Source organism: Aeromicrobium sp. SP1 (assembly GCF_055663785.1).
In genome coordinates this window covers 43,805-65,414 of sequence record NZ_JBQVVK010000001.1, presented here as the reverse complement: position 1 = coordinate 65,414, position 21,610 = coordinate 43,805, and the positions used below count along the sequence as shown (strand labels likewise).

21 protein-coding genes are annotated in these 21,610 nt (G+C 71.1%); 2 read left to right on the top strand and 19 right to left on the bottom strand.

The annotated features are described in order from the left end of the window. Nucleotides 1-359: 359 nt before the first annotated feature. The 14 genes from ACT26F_RS00290 to ACT26F_RS00225 form a co-directional block, all read right to left on the bottom strand. Nucleotides 360-1,694 (bottom strand): hypothetical protein, encoded by a 1,335-nt coding sequence (locus ACT26F_RS00290; protein WP_471668469.1) that lies wholly within the window; start codon nucleotides 1,692-1,694, stop codon nucleotides 360-362. Nucleotides 1,695-1,833: 139 nt separating this feature from the next. Then, a complete protein-coding gene (locus tag ACT26F_RS00285; RefSeq protein WP_471668468.1) occupies nucleotides 1,834-2,676 on the bottom strand; it encodes an HpcH/HpaI aldolase/citrate lyase family protein in 843 nt (280 codons plus the stop codon). Continuing rightward, nucleotides 2,666-3,826 carry an acyl-CoA dehydrogenase family protein gene (locus tag ACT26F_RS00280; RefSeq protein WP_471668467.1) on the bottom strand — a complete coding sequence of 387 codons (1,161 nt, stop codon included), beginning with the start codon at nucleotides 3,824-3,826 and terminating at the stop codon, nucleotides 2,666-2,668. Before ACT26F_RS00280 ends, ACT26F_RS00285 begins: the two co-directional genes overlap by 11 nt. Then, nucleotides 3,823-4,275 (bottom strand): Zn-ribbon domain-containing OB-fold protein, encoded by a 453-nt coding sequence (locus tag ACT26F_RS00275; RefSeq protein ID WP_471668466.1) that lies wholly within the window; start codon nucleotides 4,273-4,275, stop codon nucleotides 3,823-3,825. Before ACT26F_RS00275 ends, ACT26F_RS00280 begins: the two co-directional genes overlap by 4 nt. Further along, the gene (locus ACT26F_RS00270; protein WP_471668465.1) at nucleotides 4,272-5,417 is read right to left on the bottom strand and encodes an acetyl-CoA acetyltransferase; all 1,146 of its coding nucleotides are present in this window, start codon (nucleotides 5,415-5,417) and stop codon (nucleotides 4,272-4,274) included. Before ACT26F_RS00270 ends, ACT26F_RS00275 begins: the two co-directional genes overlap by 4 nt. 118 nt (nucleotides 5,418-5,535) lie before the next feature. Continuing rightward, nucleotides 5,536-5,976, bottom strand: coding sequence for a MaoC family dehydratase (locus tag ACT26F_RS00265; RefSeq protein ID WP_471668464.1), 441 nt, complete (start codon nucleotides 5,974-5,976; stop codon nucleotides 5,536-5,538). Beyond that, a complete protein-coding gene (locus ACT26F_RS00260) occupies nucleotides 5,973-6,479 on the bottom strand; it encodes an FAS1-like dehydratase domain-containing protein (protein ID WP_471668463.1) in 507 nt (168 codons plus the stop codon). The genes ACT26F_RS00265 and ACT26F_RS00260 overlap by 4 nt, the downstream gene beginning before the upstream one ends. A gap of 1 nt (nucleotide 6,480) precedes the next feature. Next, nucleotides 6,481-7,686, bottom strand: coding sequence for a RidA family protein (locus tag ACT26F_RS00255; protein WP_471668461.1), 1,206 nt, complete (start codon nucleotides 7,684-7,686; stop codon nucleotides 6,481-6,483). Then, nucleotides 7,683-9,062 (bottom strand): MmgE/PrpD family protein, encoded by a 1,380-nt coding sequence (locus tag ACT26F_RS00250; protein WP_471668460.1) that lies wholly within the window; start codon nucleotides 9,060-9,062, stop codon nucleotides 7,683-7,685. Before ACT26F_RS00250 ends, ACT26F_RS00255 begins: the two co-directional genes overlap by 4 nt. Then, a complete protein-coding gene (locus ACT26F_RS00245; RefSeq protein WP_471668458.1) occupies nucleotides 9,062-10,270 on the bottom strand; it encodes a CaiB/BaiF CoA transferase family protein in 1,209 nt (402 codons plus the stop codon). Before ACT26F_RS00245 ends, ACT26F_RS00250 begins: the two co-directional genes overlap by 1 nt. Next, nucleotides 10,267-11,304 (bottom strand): LLM class flavin-dependent oxidoreductase, encoded by a 1,038-nt coding sequence (locus ACT26F_RS00240; protein ID WP_471668457.1) that lies wholly within the window; start codon nucleotides 11,302-11,304, stop codon nucleotides 10,267-10,269. The genes ACT26F_RS00245 and ACT26F_RS00240 overlap by 4 nt, the downstream gene beginning before the upstream one ends. Before the next feature lie 7 nt (nucleotides 11,305-11,311). Beyond that, on the bottom strand, nucleotides 11,312-11,827 hold the full coding sequence (locus tag ACT26F_RS00235) for a MaoC family dehydratase (RefSeq protein WP_471668456.1): 516 nt from the start codon (nucleotides 11,825-11,827) through the stop codon (nucleotides 11,312-11,314). 30 nt (nucleotides 11,828-11,857) lie between these two features. Beyond that, nucleotides 11,858-12,517 (bottom strand): alpha/beta fold hydrolase, encoded by a 660-nt coding sequence (locus ACT26F_RS00230; protein ID WP_471668455.1) that lies wholly within the window; start codon nucleotides 12,515-12,517, stop codon nucleotides 11,858-11,860. Continuing rightward, entirely contained in the window at nucleotides 12,514-12,840 is a 327-nt protein-coding gene (locus ACT26F_RS00225) for a hypothetical protein (protein WP_471668454.1), read from the bottom strand. Before ACT26F_RS00225 ends, ACT26F_RS00230 begins: the two co-directional genes overlap by 4 nt. A gap of 47 nt (nucleotides 12,841-12,887) precedes the next feature. Between ACT26F_RS00225 and ACT26F_RS00220 the strand changes: the two genes are divergently transcribed. Further along, on the top strand, nucleotides 12,888-13,721 hold the full coding sequence (locus ACT26F_RS00220) for a hypothetical protein (protein ID WP_471668452.1): 834 nt from the start codon (nucleotides 12,888-12,890) through the stop codon (nucleotides 13,719-13,721). Next, nucleotides 13,718-14,560 carry an NAD-dependent epimerase/dehydratase family protein gene (locus ACT26F_RS00215; RefSeq protein WP_471668450.1) on the top strand — a complete coding sequence of 281 codons (843 nt, stop codon included), beginning with the start codon at nucleotides 13,718-13,720 and terminating at the stop codon, nucleotides 14,558-14,560. The genes ACT26F_RS00220 and ACT26F_RS00215 overlap by 4 nt, the downstream gene beginning before the upstream one ends. Before the next feature lie 159 nt (nucleotides 14,561-14,719). On the opposite strand, the gene ACT26F_RS00210 is transcribed toward ACT26F_RS00215, so the two are convergent. The 5 genes from ACT26F_RS00210 to ACT26F_RS00190 are packed head-to-tail and all read right to left on the bottom strand — an operon-like array spanning nucleotide 14,720 to nucleotide 21,581. Continuing rightward, entirely contained in the window at nucleotides 14,720-15,916 is a 1,197-nt protein-coding gene (locus ACT26F_RS00210) for a hypothetical protein (RefSeq protein ID WP_471668449.1), read from the bottom strand. Then, the gene (locus tag ACT26F_RS00205; protein WP_471668448.1) at nucleotides 15,913-16,602 is read right to left on the bottom strand and encodes a neocarzinostatin apoprotein domain-containing protein; all 690 of its coding nucleotides are present in this window, start codon (nucleotides 16,600-16,602) and stop codon (nucleotides 15,913-15,915) included. Before ACT26F_RS00205 ends, ACT26F_RS00210 begins: the two co-directional genes overlap by 4 nt. Nucleotides 16,603-16,613: 11 nt before the next feature. Continuing rightward, the gene (locus ACT26F_RS00200) at nucleotides 16,614-19,460 is read right to left on the bottom strand and encodes an ABC transporter permease subunit (RefSeq protein ID WP_471668446.1); all 2,847 of its coding nucleotides are present in this window, start codon (nucleotides 19,458-19,460) and stop codon (nucleotides 16,614-16,616) included. Then, nucleotides 19,460-20,218 (bottom strand): ABC transporter ATP-binding protein, encoded by a 759-nt coding sequence (locus ACT26F_RS00195; protein WP_471668445.1) that lies wholly within the window; start codon nucleotides 20,216-20,218, stop codon nucleotides 19,460-19,462. Before ACT26F_RS00195 ends, ACT26F_RS00200 begins: the two co-directional genes overlap by 1 nt. Then, nucleotides 20,208-21,581, bottom strand: coding sequence for an ABC transporter substrate-binding protein (locus tag ACT26F_RS00190; protein WP_471668444.1), 1,374 nt, complete (start codon nucleotides 21,579-21,581; stop codon nucleotides 20,208-20,210). Before ACT26F_RS00190 ends, ACT26F_RS00195 begins: the two co-directional genes overlap by 11 nt. Between the last annotated feature and the right edge of the window lie 29 nt (nucleotides 21,582-21,610).

Genomic DNA, 21,610 nt, shown 5'->3' with positions numbered 1-21,610 from the left:
TTCTGCGTTGCGGCCCCGGGGGCGGTGACTTAGGTACCTCCGGATGGCCCTGGACGTACGTAACTCACCGCCCACCCCGGCCAGCGGTACGTAACTCACCGCCCTCGCCGAACCGCCCCGGGCGGTGACTTACGAACCTCTATGCGCCCCTAGGCGTACGTAACTCACCGCCCACCCGGGCCAGCGGTACGCCACTCACCGCCCACACGCCGAACCGCGCCGGGCGGGTGACTTACGAACCTCCGCACGCCCCTAGACGTACGTATCTCACCGCCCACGAGGGCCGGCGGTGCCGGGACGCAGAAACGACACTGCCCCGGTCCGTGAGGACCGGGGCAGTGTCGTTGGGGTTCCCTCCCTCAGCAGGACGCCTTGACCGCGTTGTTCGCGGCGGTCAGGGCGGCCTTGGCCTTCACGAGCGCGGCCTTGTCAGCGGCCAGCTTCTTGTTGGCTGCCGACAGCGCCTTCTTGGCCGCAGCCAGCTTCTTCTTGGCGACCTTCTGCTTGGCCTTCGAAGCCTTCTTGGCCTTCTTGACGGCCTTGGTGGCGCTGGCGACCTTCTTCTTGGCGGACGCGACCTTCTTGGTGTCCGCGGCGACCTTGCTGGTCAGCGAGTTCACGGCAGCCTGGGCCGGGCCGACCTTGGCCTTCGCAGCGATGCACGCGGCCGACGGGCCGGGCGGGGTCGCCGCCGTGACGGTCACGGCCGAGGCGGTGAACGGGGCCGCCACCTCGCACGGGATCGACACCGGCGTGGGCGGGGCGCCCGGGCTGAAGGGCGCCGTGGCGATGAAGTCGGCGTCCACGAGCGCGACATCGATCGACGCGTCCGAGGACTGGATGCTGCCCTTGCTGGTCGGGACCGGAATCGGCGCATTGCTCGCAAGCGAGGGCACGGTCGCCGCGCCGGTGGCCGAGGCCGCCGTACCGCCGATGGACAGATCCAGGTCGGAGGTGACGGCAACATTCGAGAGGGCCAGCGGGATGATGCCCGGCATGGGGCTCATCGCCACCGTGACGTCGGTCTTGGTCGTGCCCGAGACGCGGGTCGCGCTGACCGTGGTGACGGCCGGGTAGTAGAACGTCGTGCTGAAGGTCGTGCACAGCAGCTGCGACGTGCCCGCCACAGGCGCGGGAAGGTTTACCGCCACGTCCGGAACGGTGACCGGCTCGGCCAGGGTGCAGGTCAGGTTCATGGTGGACGGCGTCATGGGCAGATTCGTCAAGGTCAAGTCCAGGCTCTCCACGGTCAGCTTCACCGTCTTGCCCGGAATCGAAGCCGGCGTTCCCTTCACCTGCGGCCCCGTGAGGACTCCGGCGATGAAGCCATCGGCATCGGTGCCGGTCAGCGTTCCGGTCTTGACCTGGGCTCCGCTGTGCTCCTTCACGTGCAGCACCGCATCGGCGCTTCCGCTGATGAACGCCGGGGCCGGGGTAGTCATGTTGTCGAGCAGGTGGGCCGAGATCTCGGCCCGTCCGCCCGCCTGGGACCACGTGGCGTCGAAAGAGATGTCCGTGGTGTACGACATGGGACCGAAGGGGCTGGAGCACGTGAATGCCACATCCTCGACCGTCGTGGAGGCCGCTTGCGCCGGGGAGGCGAGCAGAACGGTGGGGACCACGAGGGCTCCCGCCGCAAGGGCACTGGTCGCGAGCGTGGTCATCACGCGTCGGCCGGTCGAACGGAACTTCATGTATGTCTCCCTCAGGTGTGTCCTACGTCTCATCTGAGAATATACGATATCCGCGCAAGATCTGGCGGACTCGTGAAACATCCACGTAAATTCCTCGAGTCCCGACCGGCCAGCAGGGGCCACGGCCCGGGGACGCGCCTCAGCGCGAGCGGGCGATCACGAGCCGCGCCTGACGGGCGACGGCCTCGTCTATCATCCGGCCACGGCTGTCCAGGGCGATGCCCGAGCCGGCCGAGGCCAGTGCGTCGAGGATCGCGAACGCCTCCACGACCTGCTCCACCGAGGGCGTGAAGACCTCGTTGACGAGGGCGACCTGGGCCGGGTGGATGCACGCGCGACCGACGAAGCCGAGCCGCGCGAGCGCCTCGGTCGAGGTCCGCAGCGCCTCCAGGTCACGGAACTCGGTCGACACCGGGGCGATCGGCGGCGCGATCCCGGCCGCGGCCGACGCGAAGACGACCTGGGACCGGGCGAAGAGCAGCTCCCGCTCGTCGGGCCCCGGCGTGATGCCGGCGTCGGCGCGCAGGTCGGCCTCGCCGATCTGCAGCCGGTGGACGCGCGGCGCGGCCGCGATCTCACCGGCCCGCATGATCGCGCCGGCACTCTCCAGCAACGGGACGACCGCGGCGACCGAGCCCAGTGAGGCGAGCAGGTGGTCGAGTGCGACCAGTTCGGCGGCGGTCTCGGTCTTGGCGACGAGGAAGCCACTCAGGGCCGGCGCGCCGGCGACGGCACGGACATCGGCCTCGCGGTGCTCGTCGGAGTTGATCCGCACCCAGATCCCGATGTCGCCCAGCACGGGCAGATCGTGCACCCACGTCCGGGTGATCTCGCGGGCGTGCTCCTTGTTCTGCGCCGTGATCGCGTCCTCGAGGTCGATGATGACCTCGTCGGCACCGCGCTCGAGGACACGAGCGAGCTTGTCCTCGGCGTCGCCGGGGACGTAGAGCGCCGAACGCGCCAGTCGGGACTCAGCCAACACGGGTCTCTCCCTTCAGCAGTGACTTCGCCACGACGGTGCGCAGGACGTCGTTGGTTCCCTCGCCGATGCTCATGAGGATCGAGTCGCGGTAGAGCCGCTCGACCTCGAACTCCGTGGAGTAGCCGTAGCCGCCGTGCACCTTCATCGCGTCGATCGCGGCCTGCAGGGCGACCTCGGAGCAGAAGATCTTCGCCATGCCGGTCGCGCCGTCGGCCCGCCCGGACTTGACCGCGTCGGCGGCCCAGTAGGCCATCAGGCGTGCCGCCTGGACCTGGGTGCCGAGCTCGCCGAGCTTGAGCTGGATCGCCTGGAAGTCCGCGATCGGCTGGCCGAACGCCGTGCGCTGCTGCGAGTAGGCGAGCGCCTCGTCGTGGGCACGCTGCGCGATGCCGACCGAGCGGGCGGCGATGTTCACGCGGCCCCACTCGAGCGCCGAGAGGACCTGCTGCATGCCGCGTCCCTCGACCCCGCCCACGAGCTGGGACACGGGCACGCGGACGTCGCGCAGCGAGATCTCGCACGACTCGGTGCCCTTGTAGCCGAGCTTCGGGATGTCCTTCGTGACCTCGAAGCCGGGCGTCCCGGCCTCGATCAGCAGCACGCTCATGCCGCGGTGCGCCGGGGAGGCCGACGGATCGGTCTTGACCAGGACGGGCAGCGGGTCCGCGTAGCGGGCGTTCGTGATCCACATCTTGGCGCCGTTGACGACGTAGTGGTCACCGTCGAGCCGGGCGGTCGTGCGGATGCCCTGCAGGTCGGTGCCCGCGTCGGGCTCGGTCAGGCCGATGCCCGTGCGGCGCACGCCCGTCGCCAGGTCCGGCAGGTAGCGCTGCTTCTGGTCCTCGGTGCCGTGCATCGCGATGAGCCGGCAGGCCAGCGAGTGGCTGCCGAGGATGCCGGCGATGCCCATCCAGCCGCGCGCGATCTCCTCGAAGACCAGCGCGAACGAGACCGGATCCAGGTCGAGGCCGCCGTACTCCTGCGGCACCGTGATGCCGAACAGGCCCATGGCCTTCATGCCCTCGACGATCTCGGTCGGGTACCGGCCGGACTGCTCCCAGTCGCGGGCGACCGGCACGATCTCCCGGTCGACGAACGTGCGCAGCAGCGCCTTGAACTCGCGCTGGTCCTCATCGAGGTCGAAATTCATGCGGACTCCCCTGTCCTGTCATCTGAGCTGTCACGGGTGAAGTTGGTCGGGCGGACGAAGACGGGCAACGCGCGCCCGTCCGGAAGGTCGAGCCACGTCACGTGCACCGGGTCGCCGATCGTCCAGTCCTCGACCGGCAGCCGGCTGAGCAGGATCGGCCCTTCGGCCAGCCGGATCCGGGCGACGACGTACGGCGTCGCGAGGTCGGCACGCGGGGCGCGGTGGACCACGGTGAAGCTGTCGACCACGCCCTCGCCGGACGCGTCCACGAGGGTGAGGTGGTCGGTGTCGCCACAGCCGGTGCAGTGCGAGCGGGGCGGGTGCTGGCGCTGGTCGCACGCGGTGCAGGTCTGCACGGTGAGCCGGTGGTCGCGCGTCGCGTCCCACCAGTCGGCCGTCATCTCGTCCGCCGGCGGGACCTCGGGCGGCGTCCAGGCGAAGGTGCTCATCGCGCGACCCCCAGGACGACGGTGGCGTGGGTCGAGAGAATCCCGCCGGTGCCGTGCGCGACGGCGATCTCGGCGTCCGGGACCTGGCGCGGACCGCACTCGCCGCGCAGCTGGCGGACGGCCTCGACGAGCAGCAGCACGCCGTACTGGCCGGGGTGGCAGTAGGAGAGGCCACCGCCGTTCGTGTTGAGCGGCAGCTCGCCGCCGGGACGGATCCGTCCGTCGGCGACGAAGTCGAGCACCTCGCCCGGGCCGCAGAAGCCCAGGCCCTCGACGCTCAACGCGGCGGTGATCGTGAAGGAGTCGTAGACCTCAAGCACGTCCACGTCGGCGACCGTGACCCCGGCGCGTGCGAACGCCTCGGCAGCCGAGTCCGCCGCGGCCGGCACGGTGAGGTCGTCGACCGTGGCGAAGCCCGTGTGGGTGGTCCGCTCGCCGTACCCGAGCACCTCGATCGGCTGCTGCGGCAGGTCACGGGCACGCTCGAGCGACGTGAGCACGACGGCGCCGCCGCCGTCGGTCACGAGGCAGCAGTCCGCCACCGTCAGCGGCGAGGAGAGCGCCGGCGCGTTCACGACGTCCTCGACCGTGAGCGGTCCGGAACCGAAACGGAACGCCGCCGGATTGAGCAGCGCCCACTCCCGGGCCGCGACCGCGAACTCGGCGAGCTGCGCATGCGTGCCGCCGTACCGGTGCAGGTAGGACTGCGCGGCCATCGCGTAGTACGACGCCGGGTAGAGCGGGTCGTACGGCTCCTCGAACTGCGCCTCGGGGGTCCACGACTCGAAGACCCCGCCGAGTCGTCGCGACTTAGCCGAGCGCTGGTTGGAGGCGAACGAGATGACGACGCACGTCGCCTGACCGTCGCGGATCGCCTGGGCGGCGCGGGCGACGAACATCTCGAAGGCGCTGCCGCCGGCGAAGGTCGAGTCGGTCCACGTGGGCACGATCCCGAGGTGGTCGGCCAGCTGGGTCGCGGAGAACCGGGCGACACCGGTCGTGGCGATCCCGTCGACGTCGGCGAGCGTGAGTCCGGCGTCGGCGAGCGCGCGGGTGACTGCCTGGGTCTGCAGGCCCAGGATGGACAGTCCCGTGGAGCCGAGATCGGACTCGGCGGCGCCGACGATCGCGACGCCGGTCATCTGACTGCTCCCGTGGTCTCGATAAACCGTCTCGCTGCGCTCGCCGGCACTCGACCACCGAGAACCTCGCCCGGTGATCGAGTAGCAGGGCGAGCGCCAGCGAGCCCGCGTATCGAGATCATCGGTCTGCTCCCGGGCCGTCGGCCTGGCCGAGCAGGACGACGGCGCGGCACGGGGCGGCGGCCGCGCGGGCGTCACTGCCGTCCTCCGCGACGACGACGACGGCCATCGCGACCTCGATGCGGTCGTCGTGCACGGCCGTGACCTCGCCGGTGCAGCGCAGGGTCTCCCCCGCGAAGACGAGGTTGCGGAACGTGAACTCCAGCTCGCGCACGAAGGAGAGCGGACCGAGCCAGTCCTGGAGCATCTCGACGAGCAGGGCGCCGTAGACCTGGCCGTCGACGATCGGCGCCGGAAGCCTCTTGCCCTCGGTGTACGCCGTGTCGTAGTGCAGCCGGTGCCAGTCCCACGTCGCACCGGCGTAGGCGACCATGTCGACCTGACTGATCGTCCGCTCCAGCGGCGGGACGCCGTCGCCGACCGAGATCCGGGTGCTCATGACTGCTTCTCCAGCCCGACGAAGATGATCGTCTCGGTGTTCTCGGCCAACGGCTCGCCCTGCTCGGTGGCGTAGCGCGCCGTGGAGGTGATGATCACCATCTCGTTGCCCGAGCCGGTGACCTTGCCCTGGACGTCGTCGATCGACCACGTCGCGACGATCACGTCCTCGGGCCGGATCCGGCGGTGGAACAGGTAGCGGTTGCCACCGCGGACCTGCCGGGTGCCGGGCATCTCGAGGCCCCACGTGTGGCCGGCGTAGCCCTCGGCGTCCATCGGCAGGCCGGCGTACTGGTTCGTCTCGCAGACGAGGGTGAGCGGCCAGGTGACCCCGGCCAGTCCCTGGGCGCGGGCGAACTCCGGATCGCTGTAGAGCGGGTTGTCGTCGCCGATCGCGAGCCCGAAGTAGCGTCCGGCGGCGGCTCCCGCCGGCTCGGGGGCGGTGTAGGTGACGGTGCGGCCGCGCAGGGCCAGCACCTCGTCGGTCAGCAGTGAGTTCGTCACGTCAGGCACCCACGATCCGCGGGTGGTCGGCGGGATAGATCGCCGTCGGGAAGACCTCGAGGCCGAACTCCGGACGCAGCAGCGAGTGGCACAGCGCACCGGTCGACGCCGGCCACGGCGCACTCAGCAGGCGCTCCCGCACGTCGGCGACGGCCTTGTAGTCCCCGACGTAGGACTCCACGCAGTACTCCGTGGTCTCCACGAGGTCGACGACCGCGAGGCCCTCGGACTCCAGCAGGTGCACGATCGCGCCGAAGGTGACCTCGGCCTGCTTGCCGAGGTCGCCGTCGTGGAGCGCCTGCTGGGACTCCATGTCGAGCGAGGCGAAGCCGGACATGAAGAGCATCCGGCCGGCCCTGATCCCGGGCGCGTAGGTGAGGGTGTCGTAGCGCGACCAGCCCGGGTTCACGAGCTCCAGCGGGTGCCGCGAGGCGGTGACGTCCATCGCCACCATGACGCCCGGGGCGTGCATCTCGCTCATCAGGATGCCGCCGGCACACGGGTAGACGTTGGCCTCGTTCTGACCGAGCAGTTCCTTGCGCACCCAGTGCGTCTTGCGGTAGACGTCGCGGGTCTCGGGGGTCGAGTAGTCGAACGTCGTGACGGCGTGGCCGAGCGTGAGGCCGACCGACTCCAGCAGGACGCCGGCCTTCTCGAGCACGTAGCGGTACTGCGCCACGAAGTCGCCGGGGAAGACGACCTCACCGGACTCGTCCACGGGCAGGACGGTCGGCAGGTAGACGACGCCCTCGGCGCCCTCGGTGATCACGCCGTCGGCCGACGAGGCCAGCCGGGTACCGCCGCCCCGCGTGGCGTGCAGCTCGACCTCGAGCCACGCGTTGCGCCGCACGAGTCGCTCGACGGCGACGGTGCGGACCGTCGGCCGGTCACCGAAGATCCGGGTCCGGACGGCGGCCTGGTCGGCGTACGCGTGCATGCCCGCGGCGGTCACGTTCTCGGTCACCCGGGTGACGTCCTCGGGCCCGAATCCGGCCGCGGCGAGGATCGCCAGGCACTTGGCGTAGGCGATCTCGGCCTGCTCGGTCATCGTCCCGTTGACGGTCATCTTGCCCAGCGCGGGATCGTGGCGGCCCGACGTGTGCCCCGACGTCCACGCGTGGTCTCCCTCGGTGAGGCCGAGGCAGAAGGTGAAGCCCTCGTACGGGAACCAGGGGAAGTCGGACGGGGTGATCGCGCTCAGGGTCATCGCAGGGCCTCCAGGACGTGCGTGGGGTCGGGGGCGGTCGGCAGGGTCCGGAGCGCCTCGCCGAGCCGATCGGCGAACGGTCCGGCGTTGCCGCGGAACTTGGTCAGCAGGGCCTCGTCGCCCAACGGCTCACTGCCGCCGCCGGGGCTGCGGTCGACGTGCCCGGCGACCTCGCGGCCGTCGGTGAGCGTGAGGACGACGTCGCCGGCGGCATCGGCCGCGACCCCGTCGGTCGGGCGCTCGCGCCACGTGATGCGGGCGGCGAGAGCGGAGATGTCGGTGCGCGCGAGCTGGGTCGCGTCGTACGTGTGGACGCCGACGGCTCCGTCGACCAGGAGCGCGGCGACGCTCCACGGGAGCGAGAACTTGGCGGCGTACCCGCTGACGGGACGGGTCAGGTCACGGTCCGCGGCGCAGACGACGGCGGCCGAGTCGGGGTGCACGAGCGCCTCGACGGCGACGACCTGGTCGGCGCCGACACCGGCCGTGGCGAGCGCGTCGGCGGCCGCGGCCATCGTCGCGTGGGAGAGCTGGCAGGCGGGCCAGGGCTTGATCCCGATCCGGGTGATCTCCCAGTCGTCGGGGTCCGATCCGCCGAGGCCACGCAGCAGGACGCCGCGGTCGACGGCACCCCGGGCGAGGGCGGCGGGCGCCAGCGCCTCGTACACCCCGTGCGGCCCGTCGAGGACCGTCTCCGGTCCGGTGGCGCCGGCGGCGGCGAGCCGGGCGGCCAGGATGCCCGACTGCGAGGCCAGGCCCGGGTGCAGCTGCTTCGTGCTGGCGCCCGTGGCGAGGAAGGCCAGCAGTCCGCCGGCCTGGCTGCCGGCGATGCCCAGCGCGTGCGTCGCGGTGACCGCGTCGAGACCCATGAGCCGCGCGGCGATCGCCGCGGAGGAGAACACCCCGGCGACCATCGTGGCGTGCAGCCCACCGGCATGGAAGCCGTTCGGGGCCGCGGCCGCGACCCGGCACGCGACCTCGTAGCCGACGATCGCGGCGTCGACGATCTGCCGGCCGGTCGCACCGACCTGCTCCCCCACGGCGAAGGCGGCGGGCAGGACGACGGCGGTCGCGTGCACGAGGCCGCCCGCATGGGTGTCGTCGAAGTCGAGGGCGTGCACGAGGGTGCCGTTGGCCAGGGCGGCCGCCGGGGCCGACACCCGATCGACTCCCCCGAGGATCGTCGCCTCGGCGGGGCCGCCGAGGCCACGCGCGACGGTGATCGCCGGATCGGCCGCACCCGCCCGGACCGCGGCGACGGCGGTGCCGAACCCGTCGGTGAGGTGCCGCAGGGCGGCGTCGGTGACCTCGGCCGGGGGGACGCCGAGGTCATCGACCGCCCAGGCGGCCAGCGCGGGTGCGAACAGGTCGGACATCAGACGTTCTCGGCTCCGAAGGCGCCAGCGGCGCGCAGCTCGGCGATCCTGGCCTCGTCGTACCCGGCGACCTCCGTCAGGACCTGGACGAGGTGCTCGTTGCGCTGGGGGGCGCGACGGTAGGTCGGCGGCTCCGCGCCCACCCGGACCGGCGAGGCCAGCTGGGTCACGGTGCCGTAGCGCGGGTGCTCGGTCTCCACGAGCATGTTGCGCGCGGCCAGGTGCTCGTCCTTGAGCGCCTGCTCGACGTCGTTGATCGGACCGCACGGGATCCCGGCCGGGTAGAACAGGCTCAGCCAGTGGTCGACCGACTCGGTCGCGAAGATCTCCTCCATGCGCGCGGTCAGCTCGCCCTGGTGCTGCTGACGCAGCGAGAAGGTCGCGTAGGGCGACCCCTCCTGCGCCCACTCGGGGTGACCGAGCGCCGTGGCCAGCCGGCCCCAGAACTTCTCCTTCGCGCAGCCGACGACGAACCAGCCGTCGGCGGCCTCGAAGGCCTGGAACGGCACGAGCGACGGGTGCGCCGAGTGGCTCGTCCGCTGCGGCGTGTAGCCCGCGTTGAGGTGCCACGTCGCGGGGTACGTCAACATCGCCATCGCGGTGTCGTAGAGCGAGACGTCGCAGTCCATCCCGACCCCGTCGCGCTGTGCCGCGTGCAGTCCGGCCATCAGCGCGAGCGCGGCGACGTACCCGCCGGAGAAGTCGACGAGGGACAGGCCCGACTTGGTCGGCGGGCCGTCGGGCTCGCCCGTGAGCTCCATCCAGCCCGCGAGCCCCTGCAGGATGTAGTCGTAGCCGGGCTCGGCCTTGCGCGGACCGGTCATGCCGAACCCGGTCAGCGAGCAGCACACGATCCGCGGGTTGAGGTGCTTGAGCTGGTCGTACGTGATCCCGATCTTCTCCGGGACGTCACCGCGCAGGTTGGAGTAGACGGCGTCGGCGCCGCGGACCAGGTCCTCGAACACGGCGCGGCCCGCGGGCGTCTTGATGTCGATCGAGACCGACTTCTTGTTCCGGTTGAAGGTCTCGAAGAAGAGCGAGTCCTCCTCCTCGAAGTACGGCGGCACGTAGCGTCCGACGTCGCCGCCGACGCTCGGGTCCTCGATCTTGATCACCTCGGCACCGAGGTCGGCCAGGTGGACGCTGCCGAACGGGCCGGCGCCGTACTGCTCCAGCGAGATGATCCGGATGTCTGCGAGCGGCTTCATGGCCGTCCTCCTGTGAGGGTTGCGATGAGGGCGATGACCTCGTCCTGGCCGGCGCGGATCTGCGCCGGGGTGAGGCCGTGCGTGGGAGCGGAGAGCTTGACCGAGTCGGCGAGCCCCTCGTAGGCGGCGAGCTGCTCGGCGACCCGGTGGCGGTCGCCGTTGAGCGTGATCGCGTCGACCATCTCGGGGGTCACGGCGGCCGCGAGGTGCTCGGCGCCCTGACCGGAGCGGAACGCGTCGATGACCCGCTGCTGGCCCTCGGCCAGGCCGTGGAAGTCGAAGAAGTCGGCGTACGTCCGGACGCTGGCGTAGAAGCCGACGTGGCCCCGGACCCGCTCGATCGCCACGTCCGGGTCGGGATCGACCGAGCAGCAGGCCGAGACGACCAGGTCGATGTCGCTGCGCCGGCGCCCGGCGGTGGCCAGACCGGCCTCGATCTCGGGCAGCGCCCGCTCGGCCAGGAACGCCGGGGAGCAGAGCTCGTGGCTGATCCAGCCCTGCCCGATGCGACCGGCCAGCCGGGTCATCGCCGGACCCATCGCGGCGAGGTAGATGGGCACCTCGGTGCGCTGCACCGGATACGGGCGTTCGTAGCCGCGCAGGCGGATCGGCTCGAACTCGCCGTCGAGCTCGATCGGCTCCCCCGCGGTGGCACCGGCGATGAAGGCCCTGATGTTGCGGACCGTCTCGGTCAGGTGCCCGACGGGCTTGCCCCAGCGCGCGTGGTGCCAGTCCTCGTTGAGCCGTTGCACACCGGTGCCCAGGCCCAGCACGAAACGGCCACCGGAGAGCTCGTCGAGGTCGAGGGCCTCGAGCGCGGTCACCATCGGGCTGCGCGTGAACGCCAGGGCGATCGCCGTGCCGACCTGCGCCGTGGTCGTCGCGCCGATGACGGCCGCGGCGGTCACGGTGGCGCTGCGATGCAGCTCGGGCACCCAGATGGCCTCGGCGCCGGCGCGCTCGGCCCGGGCGGAGGCGTCGGCCAGCTCGGCCAACGTCTCGCCCCAGGGCGCGAAGGTGATCCGCATCGTCATCGGTCGCTCAGGCCTCGAGCGGTCGCTCGCCGACCGGGAAGAGGTTCTCGAGCTGCTGCGCACCCGTGCGGTACACGTAGAAGGTCCGCTTGAACGAGCAGACCTCCGCGCCGTCCTGGTTGAGGGTGCGGGTCTTGACCGTCACGATGCCCGCGTGGGGGCGGCTCGCGGACTCGCGCTTCTCGAGCACGATGGACTCGCTGTAGAGGGTGTCGCCGGCGAAGACGGGGTGCGTCATCCGGATCTCGTCCCAGCCCAAATTCGCGAAGGCGTTCTGGGTGAGGTCGGTGACCGACTGCCCCACGGCGATCGCGACCGTCAGGGTCGAGACGACCAGCGGCTTGCCGAACTCGGACTTCGCGGCGTACTCGCTGTTGAAGTGCATCTGGTTGCTGTTCATCGTGAGCAGCGAGAACGAGATGTTGTCGTACTCGGTCACGGTGCGCCCGAGCGGGTGTTGATAGATGTCACCCACTTCGAAGTCCTCGAAGTAGCGGCCCTGCCAGCCTTCACGCACTGTCACGTCGTTCGTCCGTTTCTCTGTCTGGGTGTCTCATGCGGCGAGGCCGAGCAGCAGCCCGGCCACGGGTTCGGGGTGGGTCAGCGGCGCGTCGTGGCCGCCGTCGAGGACGACGTACGGCGTCCCCCGGTCGTCCAGCCGGGCACGCGTCGTGCCACAGGGGTACATCGCCGGGGTGTCGGCGAAGAAGGCGAAGGTCGCGGCCACCGTGGGGTCGGCTCCGGCGCGGTCGAGCGAGGGCGCGAACGGCGTCGCGGCGAGGCGGGCGTTCATCCAGGCCGCGGTGGCGGCGTCGAGGGTGCCGGCGGCCTCGAGCGGGCGCGGCGGGATCGCGGTGTCCCGCGGCGGCAGCATCGCGTCGTCCGGGGGCGTCGCCGCGATGTCGACGGCACGCTCCCCCGGATCGGGGACGGCCGCGTCGAGGTAGACGATGCCGCGCAGTCGGTCGGCGGCGATGCGGGCGACCTCGTGCACGACGATGCCGGCTTGGCTGTGGCCCACGAGGACGACGTCGGTGAGGTCCTCGACCTCGAGCAACGTGGCGACCTGGTCGACCCAGGCCTCGAGTCCGTCGGCGTCGGCGGCCAGCGTCGGCGCATGGACGTCATGGCCCGCGGCGACGAGGAACGGGCGCACCCGGCGCCAGGCCCAGCCACCGCGGAAGGCACCGTGGAGGAGGACGAACGTGGTCATCGCGTGCTCCCGTCCGCGACCTCGTCGATCACGACGTCGAGGTACTCACGCGGATAGGAGTCGTAGGGCTCGAGGTGCGCGTACATCGCGACGGTGTGCTCGACGTATCCGTCGGCGCTCGTGCACTCCTCGTAGCTCTCGACCGTGTCGAAGAAGCGCAGGTGGGTGAAGTGCCACGGGTTCTCCCGGCCGCGCACGAGACGACGACCGCGAAAGCCCGGATGGGTCCTGAAGAACCGGCCGAACTCCTCGTTCAGCGCGATGTAGGCCTGCGCGTCCTCTTCGGTCTGCTTGGTCCACGCCTGGCTCACCACGACGATCATCGCTCAACCTCCTGTCAGAATAGATCATATATGTATATCGTCATCGCATGAGCAATAGCGTGCAGACAAAGACGATTCACGAGTTCCTCGCGGAAGCACCCGACGTCGACAGCTCCGAGCTGTGGGCGGCCTTCTGGGGCATCCTGAGCGAGGCCAAGGACCGCATCACGGCCGAGCTCGCGGTGACCCCGCACTCGTCCGGGGAGGGCCTGGACTACTGGACCACCGACGACGGTGGCTACGAGGGCTCGCTCAATCCCTACGTCGGCGACGCCGACGCGGGCGTCGAGTGGCTCGTCCACTCCTGGATCGGCAACCGTAAGGCCTCGATCCTCGACATGAACCTGCAGGTCTGGCTCGGCCCGCACATCGACGTGCCGCACCTGGTCATCGTCTTCGGCACGGTGCCGCAGATCTTCCACTTCAGCGACCTCGTGCCGCGCCGCGACCCGATGACGGACGTCGACTACGTCCAGCGCTACTACGAGCCGCTCAACAACTCGTGGCTCCAGCTGCGCGGTGACGACCGGTTCACGTGGTCGGTCAGCCACGGCACGTACATGCGCGCCTTCAACTCCCCCGTCGCGAACTCCTACATGGCCCAGCGGTCCGAGGACGTCGTCGAGACGCTGCGCGCCTCGGTCCTCGAGCGGGTCGACACGTGGCTGGGCTGGGTCCGCGAGGCGACCCCCGTGCCCGTCGAGGAGCGTGCCGCGCTGCGCGAGCGCGACCACCTCGTGCGCACCTACGGCTACACGCTGGACCCGATGAACGAGCTCTCGAAGAAGTTCCTCGGCGCCGAGCGCGTCGACGAGCTCGTCGCGACCCGCGCGGGCCTCGGACAGATCGCCGCGCTGCGCGGTGACGGCGGTGCTGCGTGAAGACCCTCGTGATCGGCGCCGGCCTCGTCGGCTCCGCGGTCGCCGCGCGGCTGCTGGAGCGTGGCGATGACGTCACCGTGACCGCGACGAGCGCGGAGAAGGTCGCCACGCTGGCCGAGAAGTTCGGCCAGGCGGTCGTGGTGCGCGGGTCCGACGCCGAGGCAGTCGCCGCGGCGGTGGCCGGAGTGGATGCCGTCGTGATCACGGCGGGTCCGTCCGCCCAGACCTCGATGACCCCCGAGGGCCGCGCGGCGACCTACCACGACGTGCTGGTCCGGACCGCGGAGAACGTGGTCGCCACGACGAGCCCGTCGACGCGGCTCGTGGCGCTCTCGTCCCTGTCGGTCTACGGCGACGCGGCCAACCACCTCGACGAGATCGACGAGTCGTCGCTGGTGACCGCGTCGAGCGATCCGAGCCCGAGCAACTTCCTCGCGATGGAGCGCACCTACCTCGCGGCAGGAGACCGCGCGGTGGTCTTCCGCTGCGGCGACATCTTCGGAGCCGGCGACCCGCCGATCGAGCAGAAGGTCGCGATGGCGCACCAGTACCTCGGTGGCTCGGTCCCGTTCTCGGCCGATGCGCTGCTGTACCGCCTGCACGTCGAGGACGCGGCCGATGCCATCGTCCACGCGCTCGATGCGCAGCTCAGCGGCGTCTACCACCTGACGCACGCCGAGGTCGGCCCGCGCAACGCGGAGCTCTTCGACCGGATCAGCGTCGAGGCGGGACTGCCGCCGCTGGAGTACCGAGGCGAGATCGCCGCCCCCTCGGCGCCCATCTCGGTCGCAGCCCTCGAGGCCACGGGCTTCCGCGCCTCGCGCTCCTTCGAGTACTGAGCCCCTGCGGGGGACGGATCCTTCTGCGTTGGGGTGGCTATGGCCGCCTCAACGCAGAAGGATTTGTCGTCCGCGCCCCTCGGACGCCCGGGGCTGAACGAAACATGAGGCATATCGGTGGCCCTGGCCACCGATATGCCTCATGTTTCGTCTCCCGCGTCAGCGCGCGGTGCGCCGCAGCGCCACGAGGCCGGCGGCGCCGAGCGCGACCAGGCCGGCGGCCCAGGCGAGCAGCATGCCCAGGTGGTTCGCGCCCGTCACGGGAAGCGTCCCGGACGAGGCGTCGCTGACACCGCTCGCCGCCTCGGACCCGACGACCAGGGTGCCGAGGGAGACCGCGGAGGCGGTGCACGTCGCGTCGATGCTCATGTCCGGGAAGTCGAACGTGAACGAGCGAACGAGCACCTTGAGCTCGTTCCCGTCGGCGGCGACCTTGCCCGACAACGTCGGCACGGGGACGGCCTGCTTCGGTGCGGCCTTGGCGTGCGAGGAACCGGTCAGGGTGGTCTTGGTGCCACCGACCGTCAGTCCGAGCGCCACGTTCATCGTGCCGTCGATCGTCACGGGCGCGATGCCCGGGAGGTTCGTCATCGTGGCCGACAGCGTGACGGGGTCGGTCGACTTGGTGCGGTATCCCGCCACGGTGATCGTCGCCGGGTAGCTGAACTTGCTCGAGAGCGGGTGCAGCACGCAGGCGAAGGTGACCTTGCCCCGCGCGGGCGTCCCGCTGTCGTCGCCCGTCGACTCGGTGGCGGTGGCCGTGGCCGTGGGCTTCGCGGTCGCGGAGCTGATCGTCGTGGGCGTCGGCGTCGGCGTCGGGACGGTGCCCATCACGATCGTCATGGTCCCGAGCGCGGCACTGCCGGTGGGCGTGCACGTGCCGGACATCTTCAGGCCCTTCGGGTCCACGACGAACCCGAACGAGGTCACCGTGACCGCGACGTCGGCCGCGGAGGACACGAAGGTGCCGGTCGAGTCCGGCATCGCGAACGTGCTGTAACTCTCTGCCTTGACGTGTCCCGAGCCCGCCGTGGTGAGCGCGGTGCCGGACAGGCTCAGCTTCATGCTCGTCGTGGCGTCGTAGTCCAGCGGAACCGGCGACGCCCCCGCCATCTCGGTGGTGTGGGCGGTGACGGTCACGGTCGCCGATCCGGCAGGACGCACGGACGAGACGGTGATGGTCGGGTTCCAGGGATACGCCGGGAAGTTGCCGATCTTGCAGCTGAACGCCACCGTCGCCGAGGCATCGCCCTCGGCGGCGGACGCGCTCGGCGTCGTGGCCGACCAGGGCCCGAGCGCGGTCAGCGCGACGATGAGCGCGCCCAGGGCGACGAGCGCGGACCGGAGCCGGATCATGACGCCGCCCCCGCCCGACCGCGGCGCGGGACCATGAGCATGATCCCCACCCCGCCGGCGATCAGGGCGCCGGCACCGAGTGCCAGGAACCCGGCCGCCCCGTGCGAGTCGGTCGGCGTGACCGGGCCGGTGACCGTGGCGGCCGATGTCGTCGACAGGCCGGTCGCCATCGTCGTCGAGGCCGGCGGCGCCGGAGCGGCCGAGGTCGGAGCGGCCGTCGGCGCCGGGCCCGCGTCACCGAAGTAGATGGGGACGACGTAGGTGTTCGCCTTCACGGTCGCGGCGTCCGACGTGGTCGGCAGCGGAGCGCCCGCGACCACGCACTGCTCCTTCGTGCAGTCGTGGCCGCCGAACTTCTCCTTGACGACGATCGTGAAGCTCGAGACCTTGCCCGAGGCATCGGCGTTCTTGAAGGTCGCGCCGCCGCTCGTGTTGCAGTCGGCCGGACCCACGTAGCCCTTGATGCACTGGCCGATCGCGATGCTGGCGAGGTTCGGCGCGAACCCCGAGCCCGAGATCGTGAGGGTCTGCCCGTCCGTCAGCTTGGACGTCGCGCTGACCTGGAGCGCGGGTGCGGCGTAGCCGGGTGCCGCCGCGAGGATCAGCAGGGCGAAGGCGCCAGCGATCGCGAGCAGGCGGCGGACCACTCCCGCGCTCGAGTGCGCACGTGTCACGTGACGGGTCACGTCGGTCTCCTTCATCGGGTCGGCATCGGCTGGATGTCGGTCAGGGTGGGCGCATCGGGGTCGAGATCTCCCACATGCGTGCCGGAGCGGTGGATCGCGGCCTGGTCGGCGCCCAGGTAGGACGTCACGACGGCCGGATCGTTGCGCACCTCGTCGGGGGTGCCACTGGCGATCACGCGGCCGAGGTTCATGGCGACCATCCGGTCGCACAGGCGCGAGAGCAGCGGCAGGTCGTGCTCGATGATCACCATCGTCGTGCCGAGCTCGTCGCGGATCGCGAGCAGCAGGTCGCCGAGGGCGTCGGACTCGCTCTGGGCGATGCCGGCCGACGGCTCGTCGAGCAGCAGGACGCGCGGCTTGAGGGCCAGCATGCAGGCGATCTCGACGACGCGACGGGTGCCGGTCGAGAGCTCGCCGACGGCGTGGCGGGCGTAGCGGGTCAGGCGCATCTGCTCGATGATCTCGTCGGCGGCGGCGGCCTTGTCCCGCTCGGCCGACCGGATGCCGAGCGCCGACGTCCACCACTGGGTGGGCTCGGCGGACTCCAGCGCGACCATGACCGTCTCGTGCACCGTGAGCGTCGGGAACAGGGCGGCGTCCTGGAACGAGCGGACGAGGCCCTCGCCCGCGCGCTGCTCGGGCGTGGCCGCCGTGATGTCGATGCCGTCGAAGACGATCCGACCCGCGTCGGGGCTCGTGAACCCGGCGACGATCTCGAAGCACGTGGTCTTGCCGGCGCCGTTCGGGCCGATGACGCCGAGGATCTCGCCCGGGGCGACCTCGAAGCTGACCTGGTCGACGGCGACGACGCCGCCGAATCGGCGACCCACACCGTGGACGGCGAGGATCGGGCCGCTGCCCGGGACGGCCGGCGCGGCGGCGTCGAGCTTGTCGAGCTGCGGGTGGGCGCGCAGCGGCGAGGCGGCCCGGCTGGGGTCGCCGACGCCGTGGCGCTCGCGCAGCGGATCGAGGCCGGCACGGCGGGCGAGCCAGTCGTAGACCCGGTCGCGGCCACCGATCAGGACTCCGCCGATGCCGTCGGGCAGGAAGATCACGACGAGCAGCCACGCGATCGCGAGCGCCGCCTGACCGACGGTGCTCATGCCGACGAGGCCGGGGATGCCGATCAGCAGCAGCGCACCGACGAGCGGGCCCAGCGTGACGGTCAGGCCGCCGATCACGGTCAGCGCGACGACGTCGATCGAGGCGTCCGCCGGGAACGAGTTCACCGTCAGCTGCGACTGGCCGTGGCCGATCACGATGCCGCCGAGGCCCGCGAGCGCACCCGACGTGGCGTACAGCTGCATGAAGCGCAGGCGGTTGGGGACCGTGAGCGCGCGTGCGGCCTGCTCGTTGTCGCGCAGCGCCTGCAGGATGCGACCGAAGCCGCCGTGGCGCAGGTTGTTCGTGACCCAGACGCCGACGCACAGCGCGACGACGGCGAAGAGGTAGTAGTCGACGGCGTACGTCAGCGGGTAGCCCCACCACGTCGGCTTCGCGGGGGCGACGCCGTCGCCGAGGAAGAGCTCCTGCTTGAGCAGCCAACCCGACGTGGCCAGCGCGAAGGCGAGCGTCGAGACGGCCAGCGCGAGACCCTTGAGCCGCATCGCCGGGATCGCGACGAGCGCCGAGGCGATCGCGCCCGAGACGATGCCGCACAGCATCCCGAGCAGGAAGCTGCCGGTCGCCGCGGCGACGTGGATCGAGGCGGCGGCCGCGATGCCCGCGTACGCGAACTGGCCCAGCGAGAGCTGGCCCGAGAGTCCGGTCAGCAGACCGACGCTCAGGCCGACGAGCGTGTAGCCGGCCACCTGGGTGAGCACCGATGCGGTGTCGTTGGTGACGACCCAGGCCAGACCGAATGCGACGACGACGCCGACGGCGACGCTGACGCGGGGCAGCCAGACGATGCTGCGCACCGAGCGGTACGCCGGCGGCAGCGGCGGCAGGACCACCCGGCGCCAGCGGCCCTTGTCCTGGCCGGAGCGACCCAGGGCGGGCTGGCGCAGCAGCGCGATCACGATGATGAGCGCGATCACGACGGTGACCAGGTCGGCCGTGTCGGGGTTCGAGAGCAGGAACTGCTCGATCACGCCGATGCCCAGCGAGGCGGCGATCGCGATCGGGATCGAGGTCATGCGGGCGATGACGGCACCGGCGAGGCCCTTGAGCAGCAGGTCCGGGCCGAGGCCCTCCATGCCCGCTCCCGCGGTCGTCGGCGTGACGAGGATGGCCGAGAAGGCGGCGATGCCACCGGCGATCGCCCACGCGAGGGTCGCCATCCAGCGCGCGGGGATGCCCTCGAGCGCGGCGATGTCGGGATCGTCGGCGGCGGCCCGGATCGCGATGCCCAACCGGTGGTACCGCAGGAACCAGCCGAGCACGGCCAGCAGCACCGGCGCGAGGATCAGCATCGCGACGTAGGGCGTGCCGATCGGCAGCGACGAGATCGTGAACGTCGGCAGTCCGGTCGGCTTGGGGAACGTGAAGCCGCTGACGCCGTCGGAGTTGATGAGCAGCGCCATCACGAGGATCAGCTGCGACAGGCCCAGCGTGGCGATCATCCCGACCATGCTGGGACGTCCGTCGAGGCGCCGGACCACGAGGATCTCGACGACCGCGGACAGCAGCGCGGCCACGACGATCGCGATCACGAGGGACACCCAGTACGGCGCTCCCCAGTCGCCGACGAGCAGCGCGAGGACCGAGGCGCCGAACGCCCCGACCGCGCCGTGGGCGAAGTTCACGAAGCGGCTCGAGCGGTAGACCAGCACGAGGCCCACGGCGAGCATGCCGTACGTCAGACCCGTGAACAGGCCGATCACGAGGCGGTCGATGCCGAAGTCGAAGCCGCCCATCACGCGCTCATCCCGTGGGCGTCGACGTGGCCGCCGAGCATGAGGGCCTGCACGCGCTCGGGGTCGGCGGCCAGGACGGACGCGCGCTCCTCGGCGATGATCTCGCCCTTCTCCATCATGTAGACGCGGTCGACGAGCGACAGCGCGACGTTGACCGACTGCTCGACCAGCAGGATGGCGCTGCCGCGGGCGTTGAGCCGGCGGACCAGCTCCATGAGTCCGCCGACGACCACGGGCGCGAGTCCGAGCGAGAACTCGTCGATCACGATGATGCGGGAGTCCACGACGATCGCCTTCGCGAGGGCGAGCATCTGGCGCTCGCCGCCCGACAGGTTCGAGGCGGGCTGGTCGCGGCGGGCGGCCAGTCGCGGGAAGACCGCCAGCGCGGCCTCGCTCGCCTCCTTGGCCCACCGCCGGTCGGGTGCCCCGTAGGCGTGCATCGCGATGTTCTCCGCGACGGTCAGCGACGGGAAGGTGGCCTGGCCGACCACCTGGCACAGTCCGTGGGCGACCCGCTTGCGCGGCGCGAGGGTCGTGACGTCGACGCCACCGAGGTGGACCGTGCCGGCGTCGGGGCGCAGCAGGCCGCCGATCACCTTGAGCAGCGTGCTCTTGCCGACGCCGTTGGGGCCGAGGAGGGCGACCATCTCACCCTCGTCGACCCGCAGGCCGGCGTCGAAGAGCACCTGGACCGGACCGTAGGAGGCGCGGATCCCGGTGCATTCGAGCGCGGGCGCCCCGGCGACGTCATTCCTCATCGAGCGGCACCTCGGGACCCACGTACACGAAGTGGCCCTTGTCCTCGTCGTACTTCAGGACGCGGTAGGCACCGGACGCCGCGCGCCCGCCGTCGCCGAGCTCGTTGCCGAACCCGGACGCGGTCTGGAACTCGCTGCCGTGCGCATCGACGGCGCCGGCCCACGAGGCGGCGTTGAAGCTCGCGTCCGCCGCGAGGTTGTCGGCGCCGAGCTTGAGCAGCCGGGTCGCGTCGCAGTACGGCAGCGCCACCCGGGCGGCCTCACGCGTGGGGAACGTGACGCCCGCGGCCTTGTAGATCGCGAGGCACTCCTTCTCGGCGGCGGCCGTGGGGAACGGCAGCTCCTTGTCCGGCACGTCCTGCGGCGGGTGGAAGCCGATGCCGACCATCCCGTCCATCGTCCCGGCGGGGATCGTGTCGGGGTTGTTCACGAAGAACGTCGGGTTGTCGAAGCTGGAGATCGCGTAGCGCGGGGTGAACCCGTCCTGCGTCGCGGCAACGCTCGCGAAGACGCTGGCCAGCCGCGATCCGCCGAGGAACATCACGCGGTCGACCTTCTTGCTGCGGAACGTCACCGCCGCCTGCGTCAGTCCCTCGAAGAGCGAGCCGGTGTCGGTCGTGTCGACCCACGAGACGACCGGGGTGACGCCGGCCTTCTTCAGCAGGGGAACCGCGAGCTCCTTGATCGTGCTGCGGTTGAGCGGGGAGTCGGCGGCCACGAGACCGACCGACTTCTGGCCCTCGAAGAAGTCCTGCTCGCCCAGCACCTTGACGAAGGAACGGACGAACGCGTGGTACTCGGGGAAGCTTGCCGTCCACAGGTACGGCGAGGCGTCGTCGAAGTAGTCCTGGCTCATGGCGTACAGCGAGGCGTCCAGGACGAGCGTCTGACGGTCGGTGTAGCAGGGCCGCGCGTTGGTCTGGTACTGCCCCGTCATGACGACGGCGAACACCTTGTCGTCCTGCGTGATCTTGTTGCAGAGCTGCTCCTCGGCGGCCGGGGAGTCGGTCTGCGCGTCGTACAGCCGGAAGTTCGCCTGCATCTTCCGCCCGCCGATGCCGCCGTTGGCGTTCACCCACTTCTCGAGCGCCTTGATCTGGGCCTTCTGGTCACCGACGGAGGCGGTGTTGAAGCCGGTCAGCTTCTTGACGGCGTCGAGGTCGACGGCGACGAAGTCCACCTTGACGGAGTCGGCCGTCACGCCGGGGCCGTCGGGTCCGCTCGCGCTCGCCGCGAGGTCGGTCGTGTTGCCGCCGGGCATCAACGTGCCGCAGCCGGCGACGACCAGTGCGACGGCCGCGGCCACGCCCGTGAGGCGCAGCAGGGCCGAGCGGTCCCGGGACCATCTCCTTGTGGTGCGCACGTTTCTCCCTCGTCGATGAATCTTAAGAA

Bases quoted from the DNA above. Each gene is read 5' to 3' on its own strand.
- ACT26F_RS00280 (WP_471668467.1), bottom strand. From the start codon at position 3,826: ATGAATTTCGACCTCGATGAGGACCAGCGCGAGTTCAAGGCGCTGCTG.
- ACT26F_RS00230 (WP_471668455.1), bottom strand. From the start codon at position 12,517: ATGACCACGTTCGTCCTCCTCCACGGTGCCTTCCGCGGTGGCTGGGCC.
- ACT26F_RS00210 (WP_471668449.1), bottom strand. From the start codon at position 15,916: ATGATCCGGCTCCGGTCCGCGCTCGTCGCCCTGGGCGCGCTCATCGTC.
- ACT26F_RS00200 (WP_471668446.1), bottom strand. From the start codon at position 19,460: ATGGGCGGCTTCGACTTCGGCATCGACCGCCTCGTGATCGGCCTGTTC.
- ACT26F_RS00245 (WP_471668458.1), bottom strand. From the start codon at position 10,270: ATGAAGCCGCTCGCAGACATCCGGATCATCTCGCTGGAGCAGTACGGC.
- ACT26F_RS00195 (WP_471668445.1), bottom strand. From the start codon at position 20,218: ATGAGGAATGACGTCGCCGGGGCGCCCGCGCTCGAATGCACCGGGATC.
- ACT26F_RS00270 (WP_471668465.1), bottom strand. From the start codon at position 5,417: ATGACCGGCGTCGCGATCGTCGGCGCCGCCGAGTCCGATCTCGGCTCC.
- ACT26F_RS00240 (WP_471668457.1), bottom strand. From the start codon at position 11,304: ATGACGATGCGGATCACCTTCGCGCCCTGGGGCGAGACGTTGGCCGAG.
- ACT26F_RS00255 (WP_471668461.1), bottom strand. From the start codon at position 7,686: ATGACCCTGAGCGCGATCACCCCGTCCGACTTCCCCTGGTTCCCGTAC.
- ACT26F_RS00290 (WP_471668469.1), bottom strand. From the start codon at position 1,694: ATGAAGTTCCGTTCGACCGGCCGACGCGTGATGACCACGCTCGCGACC.
- ACT26F_RS00275 (WP_471668466.1), bottom strand. From the start codon at position 4,275: ATGAGCACCTTCGCCTGGACGCCGCCCGAGGTCCCGCCGGCGGACGAG.
- ACT26F_RS00265 (WP_471668464.1), bottom strand. From the start codon at position 5,976: ATGAGCACCCGGATCTCGGTCGGCGACGGCGTCCCGCCGCTGGAGCGG.
- ACT26F_RS00225 (WP_471668454.1), bottom strand. From the start codon at position 12,840: ATGATCGTCGTGGTGAGCCAGGCGTGGACCAAGCAGACCGAAGAGGAC.
- ACT26F_RS00250 (WP_471668460.1), bottom strand. From the start codon at position 9,062: ATGTCCGACCTGTTCGCACCCGCGCTGGCCGCCTGGGCGGTCGATGAC.
- ACT26F_RS00220 (WP_471668452.1), top strand. From the start codon at position 12,888: ATGAGCAATAGCGTGCAGACAAAGACGATTCACGAGTTCCTCGCGGAA.